Source organism: Streptomyces sp. bgisy027 (genome assembly GCF_057710365.1).
Window position 1 is genome coordinate 79,805 of record NZ_JBYIVZ010000015.1, and the last position, 20,695, is coordinate 100,499.

Annotated in this window: 19 protein-coding genes and 1 pseudogene; 16 read left to right on the forward strand and 4 right to left on the reverse strand. The window is 70.9% G+C overall.

The window, feature by feature from the left end; genetic code table 11:
* Positions 1-266 precede the first annotated feature (266 nt).
* The 4 genes from AC3ETA_RS17510 to AC3ETA_RS17525 all read left to right on the forward strand — a co-directional run bounded on the left by AC3ETA_RS17510 (position 267) and on the right by AC3ETA_RS17525 (position 3,159).
* The gene (locus AC3ETA_RS17510; protein WP_432193820.1) at positions 267-632 is read left to right on the forward strand and encodes a hypothetical protein; all 366 of its coding nucleotides are present in this window, start codon (positions 267-269) and stop codon (positions 630-632) included.
* Complete coding sequence (locus tag AC3ETA_RS17515) at positions 629-961, forward strand: hypothetical protein (RefSeq protein WP_432193821.1); 333 nt, start codon at positions 629-631, stop codon at positions 959-961. The genes AC3ETA_RS17510 and AC3ETA_RS17515 overlap by 4 nt, the downstream gene beginning before the upstream one ends.
* 166 nt (positions 962-1,127) lie before the next feature.
* Positions 1,128-2,312, forward strand: coding sequence for a helix-turn-helix domain-containing protein (locus AC3ETA_RS17520; RefSeq protein ID WP_432193822.1), 1,185 nt, complete (start codon positions 1,128-1,130; stop codon positions 2,310-2,312).
* 343 nt (positions 2,313-2,655) lie between these two features.
* Positions 2,656-3,159 (forward strand): DUF6415 family natural product biosynthesis protein, encoded by a 504-nt coding sequence (locus AC3ETA_RS17525; protein WP_432193823.1) that lies wholly within the window; start codon positions 2,656-2,658, stop codon positions 3,157-3,159.
* Positions 3,160-3,408: 249 nt separating this feature from the next.
* On the opposite strand, the gene AC3ETA_RS17530 is transcribed toward AC3ETA_RS17525, so the two are convergent.
* From AC3ETA_RS17530 to AC3ETA_RS17540, 3 genes are all read right to left on the reverse strand, one after another.
* Entirely contained in the window at positions 3,409-3,648 is a 240-nt protein-coding gene (locus tag AC3ETA_RS17530) for a helix-turn-helix domain-containing protein (protein WP_432193824.1), read from the reverse strand.
* A 253-nt stretch (positions 3,649-3,901) separates the two neighbouring features.
* Positions 3,902-4,027, reverse strand: a complete 126-nt coding sequence (locus AC3ETA_RS17535) for a hypothetical protein (RefSeq protein WP_432193825.1) — start codon at positions 4,025-4,027, stop codon at positions 3,902-3,904.
* Positions 4,028-4,118: 91 nt separating this feature from the next.
* Positions 4,119-5,663 carry a recombinase family protein gene (locus AC3ETA_RS17540; RefSeq protein WP_432193826.1) on the reverse strand — a complete coding sequence of 515 codons (1,545 nt, stop codon included), beginning with the start codon at positions 5,661-5,663 and terminating at the stop codon, positions 4,119-4,121.
* A gap of 33 nt (positions 5,664-5,696) precedes the next feature.
* On the opposite strand from AC3ETA_RS17540, the pseudogene AC3ETA_RS17545 reads away from it, so the two are divergent.
* From AC3ETA_RS17545 to AC3ETA_RS17570, 6 genes and pseudogenes are all read left to right on the forward strand, one after another.
* Positions 5,697-6,068 (forward strand): annotated as a pseudogene (locus AC3ETA_RS17545) (ATPase, T2SS/T4P/T4SS family); the annotation flags it as partial.
* A gap of 318 nt (positions 6,069-6,386) precedes the next feature.
* Positions 6,387-7,229, forward strand: a complete 843-nt coding sequence (locus tag AC3ETA_RS17550) for a type II secretion system F family protein (protein ID WP_432193904.1) — start codon at positions 6,387-6,389, stop codon at positions 7,227-7,229.
* Between the two features lie 147 nt (positions 7,230-7,376).
* A complete protein-coding gene (locus tag AC3ETA_RS17555; RefSeq protein ID WP_432193827.1) occupies positions 7,377-8,168 on the forward strand; it encodes a type II secretion system F family protein in 792 nt (263 codons plus the stop codon).
* A gap of 139 nt (positions 8,169-8,307) precedes the next feature.
* A complete protein-coding gene (locus tag AC3ETA_RS17560; protein WP_030956524.1) occupies positions 8,308-8,517 on the forward strand; it encodes a DUF4244 domain-containing protein in 210 nt (69 codons plus the stop codon).
* Complete coding sequence (locus AC3ETA_RS17565; protein WP_432193828.1) at positions 8,504-8,902, forward strand: TadE family type IV pilus minor pilin; 399 nt, start codon at positions 8,504-8,506, stop codon at positions 8,900-8,902. The genes AC3ETA_RS17560 and AC3ETA_RS17565 overlap by 14 nt, the downstream gene beginning before the upstream one ends.
* Positions 8,899-9,408 carry an Rv3654c family TadE-like protein gene (locus AC3ETA_RS17570; RefSeq protein ID WP_432193829.1) on the forward strand — a complete coding sequence of 170 codons (510 nt, stop codon included), beginning with the start codon at positions 8,899-8,901 and terminating at the stop codon, positions 9,406-9,408. Before AC3ETA_RS17565 ends, AC3ETA_RS17570 begins: the two co-directional genes overlap by 4 nt.
* Here AC3ETA_RS17570 and AC3ETA_RS17575 read toward each other — a convergent pair.
* Positions 9,305-11,950, reverse strand: coding sequence for a DEAD/DEAH box helicase (locus AC3ETA_RS17575; protein ID WP_432193830.1), 2,646 nt, complete (start codon positions 11,948-11,950; stop codon positions 9,305-9,307). The two genes, AC3ETA_RS17570 and AC3ETA_RS17575, sit on opposite strands and share 104 nt — an antisense overlap.
* Before the next feature lie 81 nt (positions 11,951-12,031).
* Here AC3ETA_RS17575 and bldG point away from each other — a divergent pair, with 81 nt between their 5' ends.
* From bldG to AC3ETA_RS17605, 6 genes are all read left to right on the forward strand, one after another.
* Entirely contained in the window at positions 12,032-12,373 is a 342-nt protein-coding gene (gene bldG / locus AC3ETA_RS17580) for an anti-sigma factor antagonist BldG (protein WP_003975386.1), read from the forward strand.
* A gap of 121 nt (positions 12,374-12,494) precedes the next feature.
* Positions 12,495-12,932, forward strand: a complete 438-nt coding sequence (locus AC3ETA_RS17585; RefSeq protein ID WP_432193831.1) for an ATP-binding protein — start codon at positions 12,495-12,497, stop codon at positions 12,930-12,932.
* A gap of 327 nt (positions 12,933-13,259) precedes the next feature.
* A complete protein-coding gene (locus tag AC3ETA_RS17590; protein WP_432193832.1) occupies positions 13,260-15,665 on the forward strand; it encodes a sodium-translocating pyrophosphatase in 2,406 nt (801 codons plus the stop codon).
* 195 nt (positions 15,666-15,860) lie between these two features.
* Positions 15,861-16,466, forward strand: coding sequence for a small secreted protein (locus AC3ETA_RS17595; RefSeq protein WP_432193833.1), 606 nt, complete (start codon positions 15,861-15,863; stop codon positions 16,464-16,466).
* A gap of 203 nt (positions 16,467-16,669) precedes the next feature.
* Positions 16,670-18,196, forward strand: a complete 1,527-nt coding sequence (locus AC3ETA_RS17600; RefSeq protein WP_432193834.1) for a DUF7059 domain-containing protein — start codon at positions 16,670-16,672, stop codon at positions 18,194-18,196.
* A 206-nt stretch (positions 18,197-18,402) separates the two neighbouring features.
* Positions 18,403-20,676 (forward strand): serine/threonine-protein kinase, encoded by a 2,274-nt coding sequence (locus AC3ETA_RS17605; RefSeq protein WP_432193835.1) that lies wholly within the window; start codon positions 18,403-18,405, stop codon positions 20,674-20,676.
* Positions 20,677-20,695 lie beyond the last annotated feature (19 nt).

Consider the following 20,695-nt stretch of genomic DNA (forward strand, 5'->3'; position numbering starts at 1 on the left):
CGGCGTGTGGGCCATGCCGTGAACGTAGTTCCTCTGCCCGGACTTCTTCCGGTTGAGACAGCCACAAGAGGTCGTGAGCCCGCGTCTGAGGCTCGGTCCAGCTATGGCCTTTTCATTGCCGCACACACAGCGGCATATCCATCGCGCTATGCCGCCTTTGGAGCTCGATCCTCGGCCGGTCACGCGAAGCGTGCCAAAGGTCTGACCCGTCATGTCAACAACTTTGGACATGGCGAAATCGTACACGGATTCAAGGTGGTGGCCTGATGCCGAAGGACCTGTTCGTCTCCTACATGCGGACGGGCATCCCGCTGGTGGCTGGTGGAGTCCTGTCCCTCACTGGCCGCCTCGGGATTCCCGTGGACAGTGAGGCCGCTCTCACGGTCGTCACCCTCGGCCTCGCCGGCGTCTACTACCTCGCGTTCCGCGGCCTCGAGGCCCTCGCCGAGCGGCTCGCCTGGCAGCCCCTGCAACTCGCCGCCGGTGTCCTCCTCGGGTGGGCGCGGCCGCCGCAGTATGCCGAGCCGATCACGGCCCCGGTACGGCTCAAGCTGGACAAGGCCGCCATGAACGAGGACATGGACGAGTTCGTACGCCGCCTCGGCCACAAGCTCGAGGGGCCAGGGAGATGACGACGCCCGACTCGGGTGTCTACATCAGCCCGGCGCAGACGTACCAGGAGGTGCAGAACCTAGTCAGAGCCGTGGGCCGTCTTGAGGCGAAGGTCGACCGGTTCCTCGACGAGGCCAAGGACATCCGCCAGGACGTCAGCGACCACGAGGTACGGATCCGTGCGCTCGAGCACGGCCAGTCCGAGCGGCAGCGCACCGAGACCAACCGCGTCGACACCGTTGAGACCCGAGTGACCGGTGTGGAGCGGCGCATCTGGGCCGCGACCGGCGCCGTCGGCATGGTCTGCATGGGCGGCGGGTACCTCCTGCAGTTCCTCCTCAACGGCTGAACCACGAAGCCCCCTGCACGGCCCACCACGGGCCGTGCAGGGGGCTTTCCGTCGTGTTCAGGACGGCCACAGCACGACGGCCCCCGCATCAGGCGGGGGCCGATCGCCGCACTCCCCGGAGCCGACCGGGGGTACCGTTCTGTTGTCGAGCAGAACGGAGTTCAGCATGCCACAGCGCATCGAAGAGCACACCGGCGCACGGATTAAGTCGGCGCGTAAGCGGCGCCGGCTGACTCAACGCGAGCTGTCCGATAAGAGTGCTGTCTCGTACAGCACGTTGACCAAGGTTGAGCAGGGCGCCATGCCGGCCAGCCCTTCCGTGCTCGGAGCCCTTGCCCGGGCCCTGTCCGTTCCCGTCACTGAACTGAACGGCCAGCCCTACCTGGACGAGCTCCACCAGGACCAACTGGACGGGCTTATCCAGCCCGTCCGCGAGGCCCTGAACGTGTACGACCTGGGCGCCGACGCGGACATCACGCCGCGGGCCCTGGCCGAGCTCGCAGAGAAGGCTGAAGAGCTGTGCGTCCTGGTGCGCGCGACGAATATCAAGCAGGCCGCCGCCGAGTTGCCGGATCTCATCTGCGAGGCGACCACGGTTGCGCACACCCTCGGCACGACCGAGGCGTGGCAGACGCTCGCCAGCAGCTACCGGACGGCGTACGACGTCACCACGAAGCTGGGCTTCATAGACCTCTCGGCGATCGCTCTGGACCGGCTGGAGTGGGCCGCGCAGCGCGCCTCGGACCCGATCCTCGGTGGCATGCGGCAGTACCTGCGCGCGCTGGCCTACCTGCGCGCCAGCGACTACCGCACCGGCAAGCGCCTCATCGCGCTCGGGATGTCCACGCTCGAGCAGGCAGACGGCGGCCGCGAACGCGACGTCGTGACGGGCCAGCTGCACCTCGGCGCCGCGGTGCTCGCAGGCCGCGACAAGGACGGCGACACGGCGGAGGAGCACCTGTCCGAGGCCGGCAGGATCGCCGACCGTACAGGGCCGGCGGAGAAGGTGCACTGGCTGTCCTTCGGGCCGACGAATGTCGGCGTGCACCGGGTCAGCGTGCTGGCCGAGCTGGACATGTACGCGGAGGCCGTGGACAAGGCAAAGTCCATGACGCTGCCCGGGGACTGGCCGCCGTCTCGCATGGCCCACCACTACGCCGAAGTGGCGCGGGCGCAGATGTGGACGGGCCGTACGGACGCCGCGTTCAGGAACTTGCTCGAGGCGCGCAAGCTGGCACCGCAGCAGACCCGCTACCACCCCACGGTGCGGGAGACGTTCGCCGGGCTGGAGTCGGCGAAGCGACGGATGCCGGACGACTTCATCAACTACGGCTCCTGGCTGAGTGCCTGACGTTCGGTCACCCTTTGGCCGGAGCTATCAGTAAGCGCTGATAGTTCCGGCCTTGCCACGAGAGCACCATGTGACGGTAACCACACCGTCTGTGCATGGAGCCGAACATGCCACAACCCCGCACACCGCAGGACCGAGCCAGGCGCGCCGTGATCGCTGACGCCGCAGTAGGCGACTGGCGGGAGCACGAGCGCCACGCCGCAGCAGGCCCGCCCGAGTCGAGAGAACCCACTCCGAGCGATCCGCTCCACCAGGCGGGCCGCCGCGTGTACGCCGCTACGCGCGAAGGCCTCATCGAGGAGGGCCACGGCGAGGGTTCGCCCGCCGGGGATGGGGCGCCCCGGTGAGCGCCCTGCAGGACGGCGCTGAAGCGCCTGTGAGTACCGGCTCGGCGCGTGCGCACGCGAGTTGGTTCACCGCACAGCAGACGCTGCCCAGACACCCCACGATCAAGGCCTTCGACAAGGACCTCCGCGAGGCCCTCGGGGAGCTCATCCCGCAGATCCAGAACCACGCCGCGCAACGCCCCACGGACGACGTCCAGGGGAAGGTGGCGCTGGCCGGAGTCGACGAGGCTCGCCGTCGGCTGGGGCTGCCGGAGCGCTCAGGCCTCCAGGGCGAGTACGAGCGGGTGAAGAGGCTCGCCATGTCCGTGATCGCCCTGTGCGACCACCTCGACGCCCTCACCGGCATCCACATGTGCCTGCTCTGCGACAAGGAGCTCGAGGCCGACGAGATCCGGATCCCGTACGACCGGATCGTCCGGGCGGGCAGCACGGCCAAGCCGGGCCACGTCCACGCCGCATGCGCGAAGGCGGCACGTCAGAGCCGAGGGCTGAACGCATGAGCCCACGGACCCGGGCGGAGGCAGGGAGCGGCACCGTGAGGGCCGAGCGGTCAGCGGGCCGAGCGGCAGGCTACTGCTGGGCCGAGCATGCGGGTTGGCGCCTTCACTGCACCGAGCCGCCAGGGCACAAGGGCCACCACTGGCACACGTACACCAAGACCGGCTGGATCTGACAGGCCCCCGTCACCGGCTCGCGCGCCGGTAGCGGCAGGAGCGCGGCCGCCCCTGCCCCCCGTCGGGGGCGGCCGCTCACAGGATCAGGTCTGTCAGGGAGACGTCGAGCACGTACGCGATCTTCAGCAGAGTCGCGATGGTCGGGTTGCCCTGCCCTGTCTCGATGGCTTGAAGGGTGCGCCGGTCGACGCCGGCCGCGAGGTACACGTCTTCCTGGGTGAGGCGCTGCCGACGTCGCTCGGCTTGGAGCCTCAGCCCAATTCCTTGCTGGCGCGCACGGATCCAGTCGTCGTCATCGGGCAGGTCACGGGGCACCCGACAAACGCTCAAGTGTGGCCAAGCGTGAGTCAGCGGAGTAAATTCCGCTTTTTGTTGACGCGGAGCGAGGCCCTCCGCCGCGCGTGTGGAAGAGGTCGCCTTCCTGCCGGCGTGGTCCTCGTGAGGAGTGGTCCCGATCTTTTCGGGCCATATCGGTAGACCGTTGCACGTGCCAGTGGCACAATCGGTGACCGTTAAATAACTTTGAGTAAGCGCTTCCGTGGGGGATGCCGTGAAGCACCTGAGTCACCTAGAGGACCGCCTTGATGTGATAGAGACCGCTCTCTCCGCGGCGCGCCGCGAGCCCGAGCCCGAGCACCGAGGCCGGTTGCTCGACGTACTGGACCGCGCCACCGCAGCCGTGCGGGCAGAGCATCAGGACGCTGAAACTGTGGAGGAGAATCGTTCTTCCTTCCGGCTCATCCGCGGCGCGAAACCGCGCCAGGCGCGGCTCCCGGAGCCGTCCGCTACAGCGGATGCCGCTCCAGCCGAACACTGGACGGGTCGAACCCAGGACCCCGCCACGAGGTCGGCAGGATGACGACCCGATACAGGTCCTCCACCACCGTGGCGCGCACGTCGACCGGCTGCGCCGACCACTCCTCGCGGCTCATGCCCGTCATGCGCGTCAGGCGCCGCAGCTTCACCGATACGGCCATCTGCCCTCGCAGTTGGCCGATCTTCCGGTCGAACGAGGCGATGGACAGCATGGCCAGGGTGACGTCCACATCCGGATGCTCGGCCAGGTCCTCAAGCTCCCGGCGGGTCTTGTCGCGGCGCTGTTCCAGCGCCGTGATCTGCGTCTGCAGGTCCGAGCCGGCCTCGTCCTCGACGGCGCGGCGCAGCTCCGCGATGAACCGCTCACTGGACAGCAGCCGCAACACCTTGCCCTCGACGTAGGCGTCCAGGAGAGCCAGGTTCCGTCCCACGCCGCGGCAGACGGGGCAGTAGTACAGGCGCGTGTGCTTGCGGTTGCGGCCGCCCGAGGGCTTGGACCGGACGGCGTGGTGCGGGCCGGCGCACCCGGCCCCGGCGCACTCTTCCGGGCGGCCGGCGTCCTTCTTGGGCTGGGCCTTGTGGCATCGGTAGCACTCGGCGATTCCGGTCAGCAGATGCTTGCGCTCACGCCCCTGGTAGGGGTGCTCCTTGGCGCTCTCCTGGTACAGGGCCTTCACGGCCTCCCAGGCCTCCACGGAGATCGCGCCGTCCCACGCCGCCGGGTACGGCTGGCCCTGGCGCTCGATCAGCCCGGCTGTGCGGGGGTTCAGCATCACGTTGCGCCACGACTTCGCCGTCCATGGGTTGCCCTCGGTGGTCCGGGCCCCCTCGGCGTTCAGCCAGCGCACCACCGCGCTCTGCCCCATCCCGGCCAACATGCGCTCGACGCCGCCCCGGATGAACCGGATCTCCTCGGACACCGGCTGGGTGGTGTCGAAGACCGGCACGGTGACCGTCTCCCCGCTCGTGCGGTCGGCCTTCTCCCGCGTACCCGTCTGGATACCCCACCCGTACGGCCTCTTGCCCCCGGCGGTACCGGGAAGGCCCTTGGCGACACGCGCCTTGACGCCACGTCGGACACGGCGCGAGATGTTGTCCGACTCCCGGCACGCCTGGGCGGCCTCGATCCGCAGGATGAACCGGTCATCGGGCGAGTCAAGGTCACGCGTCCCCGACGGCGAGGCGATCCGCAGGCCCTTGCTCTCAGCGATGCCGATCAGCTTCTCGAGGTCGAACGGCTGCCGGATCAGCCGGTCGCCGTGATACACGATGATGCCGTCAATCTCCCCGGCCTCGACCGCCTTCAGCATCGCGTCCCACTGAGGCCGCTTGCGGTTCCGCTGCCACGCCGACCGCGAGTTGTCCGGGAAGACGTGCGCGTCGGACACCTGCCAGCCCAGCCGGCCCGCCAGCTCCCGGCAGTCCGCCTCCTGCCGCTCCACCTTCTCCAGCGACCCGTCAGGGGCGTACGACAACCGGCAGTAGATACCGGCCCGCTTCGGCTTCGAATCCATCCCGAAAGTGTAGGTGCGTAGCGGAGGTTGAGCCATCTGCTGGGCGCGCTGAACACTGGCCATGAAGGCGGCTGCGGCACCGTCCACGCCAACGCGGCGGCCGATGTACCGGCCCGGCTGGAGGCGCTCGGCACGGCGGCAGGGCTCGACCGGGCAGCGCTGCACAGCCAGTTGGCGGCCGCTGTGTCCGTCGTACTCCACCTCGTACGCGACCAGGCCGGGCGCCGGCGGATCGCCGAGGTGCATGTGCTGGAGCGGGACCGGTCGGGGTTGGTGCGGACGGTGCCGGCGCTGCGGTGGGGCACGGAGGCGTTCGCGTACGAGCGGGGGTGGGAGCGGCTGCGGGGGTTGCTTCGGGGTGAGGGCGGTGTAGGGACGGGGCCGTCGAGCGGGCGGTCGGTGTAGGCCGTCGGGTCCGCTGGGCGGGAGGGCGTTGTGGGGCCGCTGGGTGTGTTGAGCGTGAGGCGTTGTGGGGCCGTCGGTCCATGGAGTGTGCGAGCGAAGTGGGGCCGCTGGGTGTGTTGAGCGTGAGGCCTTGTGGGGCCGTCGGGTCCGCTGGGTGTGGGGGCGTTGTGGGGCCGTCGGTCCGTCCAGTGTGCGGGTGATGTGAGGCCGTCGCCCTGTCGAGGGTGAGGGCGATGGAGGGCCAGGCCCGGTGAGCGCGAGGGCGATGGAGGGCCAGGCCCGGTGAGCGCGAGGGATGGGGTGATTGGGGTGGGTGAGATGTCGCAGGGCGCGGCTGTGCTGTGCCTCGGTGTGGCGGTCTGGCTGCTGGGCGGGCCGAACTCCGGGGCGCGACGGGCCCAGTTGTTGCTGGCCGGTGGTGGGGCGGTGGGTGCCGGACCACCTGACTGGCGGCGGCTGGCAGGGGAGCTGCGAGGGCGGATTCGCGCCGAGTGGTCGGCGGCTGCCGTCGGGCTGGCGCTGGCGCTGCTGGGGTCGTCGGTGCTGCCGGTCGTCGCGGGGGCGGCCGGGGTGCCGTTGCTGAGGCGGGTGCGGCTCGCCCGGGAGGCGCGCGGGGCGCGGGAGCGTCGCGTGGCGGCGGTGATCGCGCTGTGCGCGACGCTCGCCGGGGAGGTGCGGGCCGGCCGGCAACCGGGCGAGGCGCTGCTGCGGGCGGCGTGGGAGTCCGGCGGGCTCGGTGAGGCGCAGTCCGCGGTGTTGGCGGCTGCGAAGTTCGGCGGGGACGTGCCGGGCGCGCTCGCCTCCGCGGCGCGGCAGCCGGGTGCCGAGGGCTTGTTGGGCCTGGCGGCGTGCTGGCGGGTCGCCGTGGACCAGGGTGCTGGGCTCGCGGCCGGGCTCGACCGGCTGGAAGCGGCGCTACGGGCGGAGCGGGACCAACGCGCCGATCTTCGCGCCCAGTTGGCCGGCGCCAGGTCGACGGTGCTGATGCTCGCCGGATTGCCGGTCCTGGGGATGCTGCTCGGCGCCGCCATGGGAGCCGACCCGCTGCATGTGCTGCTGCACACCGGGGCGGGGTTCGGGTGCCTGGTGGTCGGCGGATTGCTGGAGGGGCTGGGGATGTGGTGGGCGACGCGGATCGTGCGGGGAGCGGAGGCGGGGTGAGGCGCCGAGTGAGAGGTCGAGCTGGCCAGGGGTCGCTTGCGCGGCACCTACGGAGTCGATGCGGCACCTACGGAGTCGGTTGGGAGACAGCGTGCGCAATCGCGTGAGAGGCCGAATTGATGATCGCCGTGAACGGGAGGTGGCGAGGTGAACGCGGAGGTTGTCCACAGGCTGGGGATGGTGCTGGGGGCGGGGCTGGCAGCCGGTTGGCTGGTGCGGTGGTCGGCCGACGTCCGGCGCGAGCGGAAGGCTCGGCGACGGCTGGGGTGGTTGATGACGCCGGCCGAGGCGATGCCGTCTCGCAGACGGTACGACGTCCGACAGGGCGCGCGGCAATGGCTGCCGCTGGCAGCGGTCGGGGGTGCCGGTTGGGCGCTGGTCGGCGGCGTCGCAGGTCTGGCGGTGGGACTGGGCGCCGCGGGTGCCATGTGGCTGTGGCGGCGTCGGCAGAGAGCCGCTGCCGGTGCCGTGCGGGAGATCGACGCCGGTGAGGTGGCACGTCGGCTTCCACTCGCCGCCGATCTCCTCGCGGCCTGCATCTCGGCGGGCGCCGGTCCCGTGGTCGCGGCTCAGGCCGTGGGCGAGGCACTCGGCGGTCCTGTCGGGGACGGGCTGGCACGAGGTGCGGCGGAGGTACGGCTCGGCGGTGAACCGGGCGAGGCGTGGCAGCGGTTGGCCGCGCTGCCTGGAGCAGGAGCGCTGGCACGCCTGCTGGAACGGGCCGATGTGACGGGGCTTCCGGCGGCCGGACCGGTCGCGCGCCTGGCTGCGGAGGCCCGAGCCGAGTGGACGCGGAACGCGACGGAACGGGCCAGGCGGGCGGCCGTCATGGTCAGCGCGCCGGTGGGCCTGTGCTTCCTGCCTGCCTTCATCGTCGTGGGCGTGGCGCCAGTGGTGATCGGGCTTGCGGGCGGGGTGTTGGGAGGAGGTGCCGGTTGACGGGGTGAGTGCGGCTACGGCCACGGGCCGACGGCCTGGGGTTGCGCGACAGGCGGGATGGGCTGCGGGCGCTTGCGGGCGTCGGGCCACGGAAATTCAACGGCTCGTTTCAACGGGACTGAACCTTACGGGGGTTGAGATGTACAAGGCGGTACGGGCGCGAATGCGTGCGCTGGTGTGCAGGGTGCGGGCGGCACGGGGTGACGCCGGGATGGTCACGTCCGAGTACGCGATGGGAATCGTCGCGGCGGTGGCGTTCGCGGTGGTGCTCTACAAGGTCGTGACGAGCGGGGAGGTCAGCGAGGAGTTGCAGGCCATCGTGAAGCGGGCGCTCGATGCGCGGATGTGAGGAGGAGAGGGAGAGGCGGGCACGGAAGTCGGTCGCGGGATCGGACCGGGGTTTCGTCACCGCTGAGTCGGCTGTCGTCCTACCGGTTCTGGTCATGTTCGCGATGGCGCTGGTTTGGGGTCTGCTCATGATGGCGGCGCAGATCCAGTGCGTGGACGCGGCCCGGACCGGCGCCCGGGCGGCGGCCCGGCAGGACCCCACGGACGCGGTCATCGAGGTGGCCCGTGAGGCGGCACCCCGCGGCGCGACGGTCACGGTCGGCCGGGAGGGCGAGGAGGTCCGCGTGGTCGTCGTGGCCAAGCCACCCGTGCTGACGGGGCTCCCCTTCGAGGTACGGGAGGAGGCCGTGGCCGCGGCAGAGGAGACGGTGGGGTCGGGGACATGAGAGGGGATTCCGAGACAGGCCATCGCAGGTCTGTGGCCGGCCGCTGCACCACACGCGCCGCAGCCCGCCTTCGGCGCGCTGCCCGGACGGTTACCCCCGACCCGCGCTGCGACCGAGGCTCCGCCACGGTCTGGAGCCTCGGTGCCATCACCGTGCTCTGCGTCGTCTTCGGCGTCGTACTCGCCCTGGGACACGCCGTCGTGACCCGGCACCGTGCGGCAGGCGGCGCCGATCTCGCGGCGCTCGCAGCGGCCGACCACTGGGCGAAGGGCGGCACGGCGGCCTGTGCACGCGCTGAACGGGTCGCCGACGCGCAAGGCGTACGGCTCGTGCGATGCGTACTGGTCGGCGAGGTCTCGGACGTGACCGCGGCTTCGGGCAAAGGCCCCTTCGCGGCCGAGGTCAGGGCGCGGGCGGGGCCTGCTGAGCCGACGCAGCTTCCACCGCCGGCGGCGCATCCGCCACCGGACCCTGCGGCGACGCACCGGGCGAGACCGGTTCCGTGACCGACTGCGCGGCCGCAGTCGCCCCATCCGACGCCGACCCGGCCCCCTCGTCCCGGGCCGCACCGGACCCCTCGCCCGGGCCCCCGCCCGACTCCTCCGGCGCCCCCCGCAACAGAACCGTCAGCAACCGCACGGCCCCCCGCTTGTGCAGCGGATCGTTGCCGTTGCCGCACTTGGGGGACTGGATGCAGGACGGGCAGCCGGCGTCGCACTCGCAGGAGGCGATGGCCTGGCGGGTGGCGGTGAGCCAGGAGCGGGCCGTGTGGAAGGCGCGCTCGGCGAACCCCGCGCCGCCGGGGTGGCCGTCGTAGACGAAGACCGTGGGGAGCAGCGTGTCGGGGTGGAGCGGGATCGAGACGCCGCCGATGTCCCAGCGGTCGCAGGTCGCGAAGAGGGGCAGCAGGCCGATCGAGGCGTGCTCGGCGGCGTGCAGGGCGCCGCCGAGGATCTCCGGGTTGATCCGGGCCTCGTCCAACTGGTCCTCGGTGACCGTCCACCACACCGCGCGGGTGCGCAGCGTACGGGGAGGGAGGTCGAGCTTCGTCTCGCCCAGTACTTCGCCGGTGATCAGCCGGCGCCGCAGGAAGGAGACCACCTGGTTGGTGACCTCGACGGAGCCGTAGCAGAGGCGGCCGTCGCCCCAGGGGATCTCGACGTCCGTCTCCAGGACGGAGATCGCCGTCGTGTCGCGGGCGACCGTCGAGTAGGGCGGGGCGGCCTCCTCGACCAGGGCGACGGAGTCCTCCAGGTCGAGGGAGCGCACCAGGTACGTACGGCCCTGGTGCAGGTGGACCGCGCCCTCGTGGACGGTGCCGTGCGCGGCGCCCGCGTCGACCGTGCCGAGCAGCCGGCCCGTCCCGGCCTCGACCACCTGGACCGGACGGCCGCCCTCGCCGCGGATGTCGGTGAGGTCGGCGGCCCGCTCCCGGCGCGTCCAGTGCCAGGCCTTGGTGCGGCGGCGCAGCAGCTTCGCGGCCTCCAGTTGCGGCAGCAGCCCCTCGGTCTCGGGGCCGAACAGCTCCAGGTCCTCGTCGGTCAGCGGGATCTCCGCGGCCGCGGCGCACAGATGCGGCGCGAGGACGTACGGGTTGTCGGGGTCGAGGACCGTCGACTCCACCGGACGGTCGAACAGGGCCTCGGGATGGTGGACGAGGTAGGTGTCCAGCGGATCGTCGCGCGCGACGAGGACCGCGAGGGCCCCCTGCCCCGAGCGGCCGGCCCGGCCGGCCTGCTGCCACAGGGAGGCGCGTGTGCCCGGGTAGCCGGCGATCAGTACGGCGTCGAGGCCGGAGACGTCGATGCCGAGTTCCAGGGCGGTGGTGGCCGACAGGCCGAGGAGTTCGCCGGCGTGCAGGGCCTGTTCCAGGGCGCGGCGTTCCTCGGGGAGGTAGCCGCCGCGGTACGCCGCGACACGCCGGGCGAGGGAGCGGTCGACCTCGGCCAGGCGTTCCTGGGCGATGACCGAGATCAGCTCGGCGCCGCGCCGGGAGCGGACGAAGGCGACCGAGCGGATGCCCTGCACCGCGAGGTCGGTCAGGAGGTCCGCCGTCTCGGCGGTGGCCGTACGCCGGACGGGTGCGCCCTTCTCGCCCTGCATCTCGGTGAGCGGGGGCTCCCAGAGGGCGAAGACCAGTTCGCCGCGCGGGGAGGCGTCGTCGGCGACCTCCACGACCGGGAGGCCGGTCAGGCGGCGAGCGGCGACGGCGGGCTCGGCGGCCGTCGCGGAGGCCAGCAGGAAGACGGGGGAGGCGCCGTAGCGGGCGCACAGGCGGCGCAGTCGGCGCAGCACCTGGGCGACATGGGAGCCGAAGACGCCGCGGTAGGTGTGGCACTCGTCGATGACGACGTACTTCAGCGCCTTCAGGAAGGAGGACCAGCGGGGGTGGGACGGGAGTATGCCGCGGTGCAGCATGTCGGGGTTGGTCAGGACGTAGTTGCCGTACTGGCGGACCCACTCGCGTTCCTCGAACGGAGTATCGCCGTCGTACACGGCGGGTCGGACGGAATTGCCCAGCGGATGTGAAAGTTCCTTCACCGAACGGCACTGGTCCGCCGCAAGAGCCTTGGTCGGGGCCAGGTAGAGGGCGGTCGCGCCGCGGCCGTTCGGGGCTTCGGAACCGTCCAGGAGCGTCGACAGGACGGGCACGAGGTAGGCCAGGGACTTGCCGGAGGCCGTGCCCGTGGCGACGACCACCGAGTCCCCGTCCAGGGCGTGCTCGGCGGCGCGTGCCTGGTGGGCCCATGGATGCTGGATTCCGGCTGTCTGCACCGCGGCGATGATCTCCGCGCGGATCCGGTCGGGCCAGACGGCATGGCGGCCCTCCCTCGGGGGCACATGCTCCGTATGAGTGATGCGCGAAGCCCGACTCGGCCCCGAGGCGAGTCGGCCCAGCACCGCGCCCGGGTCCACCCGGGAAACGGGGCCCGTCGGGGATCGATCGGATCGGTGATTCTTGGCCATCGGGACCGAGTGTGTCACTGGCGTGACGGACAATGGGACCAAGGCGTCGTGCACGCCTGCCGGTAAGTGATTGAATGCCATCGCGGCTGGCGAACCGTCCTGGGACTGCAAGCCGAGGTGTCCCGAGGGACGACCGCTCGATAGCAAGGTGCTGGAGGATCCGTGGACCTGTCCCTGTCGACCCGTACCGTCGGCGATCGTACGGTCGTCGAGGTCGGTGGCGAAATCGACGTATATACCGCGCCCAAGTTGCGCGAACAGTTGGTCGAGCTGGTGAACGACGGGAGTTTCCACCTCGTCGTTGACATGGAGGGCGTGGACTTCCTCGACTCCACCGGGCTCGGCGTTCTGGTCGGCGGCTTGAAGCGGGTTCGTGCCCATGAGGGCTCTCTGCGACTGGTGTGCAACCAGGAGCGCATTCTGAAGATCTTCCGCATCACCGGCCTCACCAAGGTGTTCCCGATCCACACCTCGGTCGAGGAAGCGGTAGCGGCAACCGACTGACAACCGGACCCGGGGGCGCGCCTGAGCGTGCCCGGGGCGGCAGAAGTTGAAAGAGACGGGGGACTGGGCTTTCGGCGGCCCGGTCCCCCCGACAGCACGCCCGAAGTTGCGAGGGGGATGCATGGCCACCGTTGAACTCCGCTTCAGCGCGCTGCCCGAGCACGTCAGGACCGCCCGACTGGTGGCGGCAGCGGTGGCGCGCAGGGCCGGAGTGGACGAGGCCGTCCTGGACGAGGTCAGACTCGCCGTCGGCGAGGCCTGCACCCGGGCCGTCGGACTGCACCAGATGGTCGGCATCACGGCGCCGGTGAAGGTGTCGCTGATCGAGGAGGAGAAGCAGTTCTCCATCGAGGTCGGCGACGAGGCGCCGCGTTCCGTTCCCGGCGAGCGGGCGTCCGGCGCCGCCGGCGACGACGGTGAGGTGGAGGCCGAGGAGGACGAGATGGGCCTCGCGGTCATCAGTGGTCTCGTCGACGACGTCGAAGTCTCCGCAGGGGAGCATGGTGGCCTGATCCGTATGACCTGGCCGACCACACCGCCGGCCGCGGTGCTCCCCTGAGGGAACAGCCTCACTCATCCGTCTCATCACGAAGGGCCCTGCTGAGCAGGGCCCTTCGTGTTTTTGCCCCCGGCGCCGGGGAATTCGTGAATGAATTCACGATCGATCTTCCGATAATTGATCAAGCTCCCGATAATTTGATCAAGCGTCAATGTCGGCGTCAATGGTTTTGGGGCATTAGCGCTTTCGGGTTCAGTGGCTTGATGTCGATCATTTGCTGAACGGCATGTGAAGGCCAATTCCGTTTACCGCCATCTGTTTTGATCAGGTTCCGGTACCTAGAATCCGTCCACATCTTGAGCTCAGCCCAAGCGTCAAGGAGGACGAATGGCGGGGCTTTCTACCCCTCATCAGCTGGACCACCCCACAACCTTCGCAGCCGCAGTGCTGACCGACGACAACCGGATCATCATCACGATCATCGGTGTCGTCGCACTGGCAGCGCTCGTGGTCGCCGGAGTCCTGGTGCGCCAGGTGCTCGCGGCGGGCGAGGGCACCGACAGCATGAAGAAGATCGCGGCAGCGGTCCAGGAAGGCGCCAACGCCTATCTGGCCCGGCAGCTGCGCACGCTCGGCGTATTCGCCGTCGTCGTGTTCTTCCTGCTCATGTTGCTGCCCGCGGACGACTGGAATCAGCGCATCGGCCGATCGGTGTTCTTCTTGATCGGCGCCGCGTTCTCGGCAGCCACCGGCTATATCGGCATGTGGCTCGCCGTGCGCAGCAATGTGCGTGTCGCCGCGGCGGCCCGGGAAGCGACCCCGGCGGAAGGTGAACCCGAAAAGGATCTCACCGCCGTCTCGCACAAAGCCATGAAGATCGCTTTCCGCACGGGCGGCGTCGTCGGCATGTTCACAGTGGGGCTCGGTCTGCTCGGCGCCTCCTGTGTGGTGCTGGTGTACGCGGCCGACGCGCCGAAGGTGCTCGAAGGATTCGGCCTCGGTGCCGCGCTGATCGCGATGTTCATGCGTGTCGGCGGCGGCATCTTCACCAAGGCCGCCGACGTCGGCGCCGACCTGGTCGGAAAGGTCGAACAGGGCATTCCGGAGGACGACCCGCGCAATGCCGCGACCATCGCCGACAACGTGGGCGACAACGTCGGCGACTGCGCGGGCATGGCGGCCGACCTCTTCGAGTCGTACGCGGTGACTCTGGTCGCCGCACTGATCCTCGGATCGGCGGCGTTCGGTGACTCCGGACTCGCCTTCCCGCTGATCGTGCCCGCGATCGGTGTGATCACCGCGATGATCGGCATCTTCGCGGTGGCGCCCCGGCGCAGCGACCGCAGCGGCATGACCGCGATCAACCGCGGATTCTTCATCTCCGCGGTGATCTCGATCGTGCTGGTCGCGATCGCCGTGTTCGCCTACCTGCCGTCGTCGTACGCCGACCTCGACGGCATCGGCGACGCCGCCATCGCGGCCAAGGACGGCGACCCGCGGATCCTCGCGCTCGTCGCCGTGGCGATCGGCATCCTGCTGGCCGCTGTCATCCAGCAGCTGACCGGCTACTTCACCGAGACCAACCGCCGCCCGGTGCAGGACATCGGCAAGACCTCGCTCACGGGGCCCGCCACCGTCGTCCTCGCCGGCATCTCGATCGGTCTCGAGTCGGCCGTCTACACCGCCCTGCTGATCGGCCTCGGCGTATACGGCGCGTTCCTGCTCGGCGGCACCTCGATCATGCTGGCGCTGTTCGCGGTGGCGCTGGCCGGCACCGGTCTGCTCACCACGGTGGGCGTGATCGTCGCCATGGACACCTTCGGTCCGGTCTCCGACAACGCGCAGGGCATCGCCGAGATGTCCGGCGACGTCGAGGGGGCCGGCGCCCAGGTGCTCACCAACCTGGACGCGGTCGGCAACACGACCAAGGCCATCACCAAGGGCATCGCCATCGCCACCGCCGTCCTGGCGGCGGCGGCGCTCTTCGGGTCGTACCGCGACGCCATCACCACCGGCGCACGGGACGTGGGCGAGAAGCTCAGCGGCGAGGGCGCGCCCATGAACCTGATCATGGACATCTCGCAGCCCAATAACCTCGTCGGCCTCATCGCCGGCGCGGCGGTCGTGTTCCTCTTCTCGGGACTCGCCATCAACGCCGTGTCGCGGTCGGCGGGTGCCGTGGTGTACGAGGTGCGGCGGCAGTTCCGTGAACGGCCCGGGATCATGGACTACTCGGAGAAGCCCGAGTACGGCAAGGTCGTCGACATCTGCACCCGGGACGCCCTGCGCGAGCTCACCACGCCGGGACTGCTCGCCGTGATGGCGCCCATCTTCATCGGGTTCACGCTCGGCGTCGGTGCCCTGGGCGCCTTCCTCGCGGGCGCGATCGGTTCGGGCACCCTCATGGCGGTGTTCCTCGCCAACTCCGGAGGCGCGTGGGACAACGCCAAGAAGCTCGTCGAGGACGGCCACCACGGCGGCAAGGGCAGCGAGGCCCACGCCGCGACGGTGATCGGCGACACGGTCGGCGACCCCTTCAAGGACACCGCCGGTCCCGCGATCAACCCGCTGCTGAAGGTGATGAACCTGGTCGCACTGCTCATCGCGCCCGCGGTCATCCAGTTCAGCTACGGCGAGGACAAGAACGTCGGCGTGCGGGTCCTGATCGCCGTCGTCTCGGCCCTCGTGATCGTCGGCGCGGTCTATGTCTCCAAGCGGCGAGGCATCGCCGTGGGTGACGAAGACAACGCCGAGAGGGTGGCAAAGCCCGCCGATCCCGCGGTGGTCTCGTAGGCGGTCCTACGACGGCCCAGCTCAAGAGGCGGGCGGGCGGCGCGCATTGACGTGCCGCCCGCCCGCCTCTTGCTGTTCACGCCCTTGCCGTGACCCTTCTCTCACATGGTGCAAACAGTACGAAAAGCGCATGGATGGCACATGCGGCAAGGTGTCCTCCCCGATCCGGCGTGTAGGGTCCCGTGGCCGATAGCCATGGAAGGGACCAAACCGGTGAACAAGAAGCTCGCGGCCGCACTGTCCGGCGGTGCGGTACTCGTACTGGCGCTGACGGGATGCACAAGCGACGAGGGCAACAAGGAACTCGACGCCTGGGCCAAGAAGGTCTGCGACGCGGTGCCGGCGCAGAACGCCAAGATCTCGGCGGCCTACGTCGCGATAACCAAGGCGGCCAAGGACACCACCAGCACGCCCAAGGAGCTCCAGGAGGCCGACTCCAAGGCCTTCCAGGACCTCGCCGAGGGCTACAAGGCGCGCGCGAGCCTCATCAACGGCGCCGGGGCGCCCCCCGGCGTGGAGAACGGCGCGAAGGTCCAGCAGGACGTCGTCAAGAAGCTCACGTCCCTCGCCGCGGCCTACGCCGACCTCAAGGAGCGCGTCGACAAGCTGGACACGAAGGACCAGGGGAAGTTCGCCTCCGGCCTCAAGGACGTGTCCGCCGAGATGAAGCAGGTGGAGACCCAGCGCCAGAGCGCCGTCACGGCACTGAAGAAGCTGGAGTCCGGCGACACCAAGAAGGCGCTGACCTCGCAGGAGGGCTGCAAGCAGGCCGCCGAGGCGTCCGGGGCCACCGGCAGCTGAGCCGAACGAGGGCGTGCCGGAGCGACGGGCGGCCGCGCCGAGCGTGGCTGTCGGCGCAACCGGTGATATGAGGCGAGCGTGGCTGTCGGCGCAACCGGTGATATGAGCCGAGCGCGGCCGTCGGCGCGACCGGTGGCTGAGCCCGACCACGACCGCCGGCGCCCGAGCCGACTCCAGGGGCGGGCGCGGGTCACAATGAGGGCGTGAGTGACTCCACGCTGCCCTCCCTGCCCGCTTCCGACCGCCCCGATGTCGCCGCACGGCTGCGGGAGGCCCTGCTCGGGGCCTCCTTCACCGCCGACGGGCTGCTCGAACTGCTCGGTGCGCCCGCGTACGCGGCGCTCGCCCGCAGCGAGACCGTGCCCGCGCTCCGGGCGACCCGCGGAGACACGCCGCTGGAGGCGCTCGTACGGCTCTTCCTGCTGCAGCAGCCCGTCGCGCACGCGCGCGTGGCGGACGTGCTGCCCGTGGACGCGTGCCTGGAGAGCGGCTGGCTGGTCCGGGTCGGCGGCGCGTCCGACGCCATCGCCGCGACCGTGGACGTGCGGCCCTACGGCGGGCCGGACGGCGAGGACTGGTTCATCGTGTCCGACCTGGGCTGCGCGGTCGGCGGTGCCGGAGGCATCGGCAGCAAGGACGAGGGCGTCGTCCTCGGCGTCGGCGGCGCCTCCACGACCCTCGCCGGCATCACCGTCCGTACGCCCGTCTCCTCCGCCCTCGACGTCGGCACCGGGTCCGGCATCCAGGCCCTGCACGCAGCCCAGCACGCCACGCGCGTGACGGCGACCGACCTCAACCCGCGCGCACTGCACATCACCGCGCTCACGCTGGCGCTGTCCGGCGCCCCCGCCGCGGACCTGCGGGAGGGCTCGCTGTTCGAGCCGCTGAAGGACGACGAGACCTACGACCTGATCGTGTCCAACCCGCCCTTCGTGATCTCGCCGGGCGCCCGGCTGACGTACCGCGACGGCGGGATGGGCGGGGACGATCTGTGCCGGTCGATCGTTCAGGGAGCGGGGACGCGGCTGAACGAGGGCGGATTCGCGCAGTTCCTCGCCAACTGGCAGCACGTCGCGGGGGAGGACTGGCAGGACAGACTGCGTTCGTGGGTGCCGCGCGGATGCGACGCGTGGATCGTGCAGCGCGAGGTCCAGGACGTCACGCAGTACGCCGAGCTGTGGCTCAGGGACGCCGGTGACCACCGGGGTGACGCGGCCGAGTACCAGGCGCGGTACGACGCGTGGCTGGACGAGTTCGAGGCGCGCAAGGTCAGGGCCGTGGGCTTCGGGTGGATCACCCTGCGCAGGACGTCGGCCGCGGTGCCCTCGATCACCGTGGAGGAGTGGCCGCACCCGGTCGAGCAGCCGCTCGGCGACACCGTCCGCGCGCACTTCGCCCGGCTCGACTACCTGCGTGCCCGGGACGACGCGGCCCTGCTGGAGGATCACTTCAGGCTCGTCGCCGAGGTCGTGCAGGAACAGGTCGGACTGCCCGGCGCCGAGGACCCGGAGCACGTGGTGCTGCGCCAGCACCGGGGCATGCGCCGGGCCACCCAGGTGGACACGGTCGGCGCGGGCTTCGCGGGCGTGTGCGACGGCTCGCTGAGCGCGGGCCGCATCCTGGACGCGATCGCCCAGCTGATGGGCGAGGACCCGGTGCTGCTGCGCGACCGTACGCCCGCCCAGATCCGGCTGCTGGTGGAGCAGGGGTTCCTCGAACCGGCACGGTGACCCGGCCCCGTGGCGCATGCCTGCCGCGCCGCGCCCGTCACGTCACGCCTGAGGTGGCTTGCTGCCCCTGATTCCCAAGTGCCCGATCTGGCGGGATCGATCCCGAAAAGGTCTCCTGTCAGTGGTGGATGCGAAGCTACCTTCAAGAGACGGACTCGACGCGTCCTCGGGGGAGGCACGCCGTCTCGGTCCCGGGGGGAGGCGTGATGGCGGGGGAGACGCCGGATCACGGCGAAGGCAGGCTCATCAACGGGCGGTACCGGCTGGTGCGGACGCTCGGCGCGGGCGGCATGGGCCGCGTGTGGCTCGCGTACGACGAGGAGTTGGCCTGCGAAGTCGCGATGAAGGAGATCGCACTTCCGGACGCGCCGATGGACGCGAGCGAGACCGGGCAGCGCGTCGCCCGCGCCCGCAGCGAGGCCCGGCACGCGGCGCGGCTGCGCGGGCACCCGCATGTGGCCACGGTGCACGACGTGGTGGTGCACGAGGGTCTGCCGTGGATCGTCATGGAGCACGTGCCGGACGCGGTGGATCTCCAGGCGGTGGTACGGAGTTCGGGGCCGCTGACACCCGCTCAGGCGGCCCGCGTCGGGCTCGCCGTGCTCGACGCCCTGACCACCGGGCACCGGATCGGCATCCTCCACAGGGATGTGAAACCGGCCAACATCCTTCTGGCGCCGGACGCTTCCGGTGACCCCCACGCACGCGTGCTGCTCACCGACTACGGCATCGCCCTCCGGCCCGAGTCCCACGAGCCGCGGCTCACGGCCACCGCGGGCATCCTCGGCACCCCCGGCTACCTCGCTCCGGAACGGGCGCGCGGCGAGCCGCCCACCCCGGCCGCCGACCTGTTCTCCCTCGGCGCCGCGCTCTACGCCGCCGTCGAGGGCCGCGGCCCCTTCGACCGCCACGGCGACTACGCCACCCTCACGGCCCTGCTCGGCGAGGACCCGACCCCGCCGGTCCTCGCGGGCGAACTGGCGCCGGTGCTCCACGGATTGCTGGTGAAGGACCCGGTGTGCAGGTCGGCACCGGAGGCGGTGGCCCGGGGGTTGGAGCGGGTGGTGCAGCGGGCCGGGCCTTCTGTGGGCGCGGGGGCGGCTGCCGGGCCTTCCGTGGGTGCGGGGCCGGCCGCCGGGCCATCCGTGGGTGTGGGGCCGGCCGCGGGGCCTCCCGTGGGCGCGGAGCCGGTGGGGTTCGGCCCGCCACCCATCGGCTTCGGGCCGGCGCCGGGCACCCCGCAGACGACACCGGGTGCTCCGCAAACGCCGGGCGCCCTGCAGACACCGGGCATTCCGCAAACGCCGGGCGCCCCGCAAACGCCGGGCGCCCCGCAGACCCCGAACACCCCGCAGCCACCTTTCGACCCCGGAAACCCCTACGCGCAAGGTCCGTATGAGCAGGGCCCCTACGCGCAGGGCCCCTACGCGCAGGGCCCCTACGCGCAGGGCCCCTACGCGCAGGGCCCCTACGCGCAGGGCCCGTACGCGCAGGGTCCCTACGCGCAGGGCGCGCCTGCCGCCACCGCACCGGCGTACCCGACCGGCACCTCCGGTGGGCCCGGAAGCGCGGCCGGCGCCGCCGGGCAACGCACCGCGATCGTCGCGCTCGTCGTGGGGCTCGTGCTCGTCGTCGCCGGCGGGGCCTGGGCCGTCGTGTCACTGACCGGCCAGGGCGGAGGGGCCGAGAAGAGCTCGGCGACCAAGGCGTCGCCCGCGGCGAGCGCGCCGCGAACGTCTCCCTCGCCGACCGGCCCGGTGTATCCGTACGGCGAAGCCGTGGGCCTCACCGAGCCGCTGGAGACGGGCGACTGCGTGCGGGCGGTGTGGTCCGGGACGCCGTTCGAGTCGGTGCCGAACCTCGGCGTCGTGGACTGCGCCGACGACTGGCCCGACGGCCAGGTCGTGGCCGTCGACACCGCCGCCGACTTCGCCGAAGCCCGCGCACAGGGCACCCGGCGTTGCGGGCAGCAGAGCGGAACGATCGCCGCCGCACTGCCGGACGCGGCGCCCTACGCCGTCGTGCCGACGCAGCAGGGGTTCGCCGCGGCCAACAGCGGTACGGCATGTCTCGTACTCGGCCGACATGCCGCGATAGGCGGCGAAGTGGGCGGTTTCCGCGATGACGGAGAGAACCTCTGGGTCGGTCAGATGAGTGTCGGCGACTGCTGGATCTACGAGGAAGAGGGCGACGGATACAACGCCCCCTTGATCGACTGCGCCAAACCCCACACCGACCAGGTCATAGGCACGGTTCAGGCACCCGGCGAAATGAGTCACAAGAACGGTTCGGACAACGCCACCAAGCTGTGCCGGAACAAATTCGAGGCTATCTGGGCGCCGGGTGAGGAGCGGGCCGTCTACGGCTGGATCGCGGACGAGGAGGACTGGGAGGCGGGCTTCGACAAGGTCGTCTGCACCGTGGGCCGGGTCGACAGCGTCAGGACGACCGGAAAGATACCGGCGCCCGGCGCGGTCTGAGCTGGACGGGGCCGGTGAG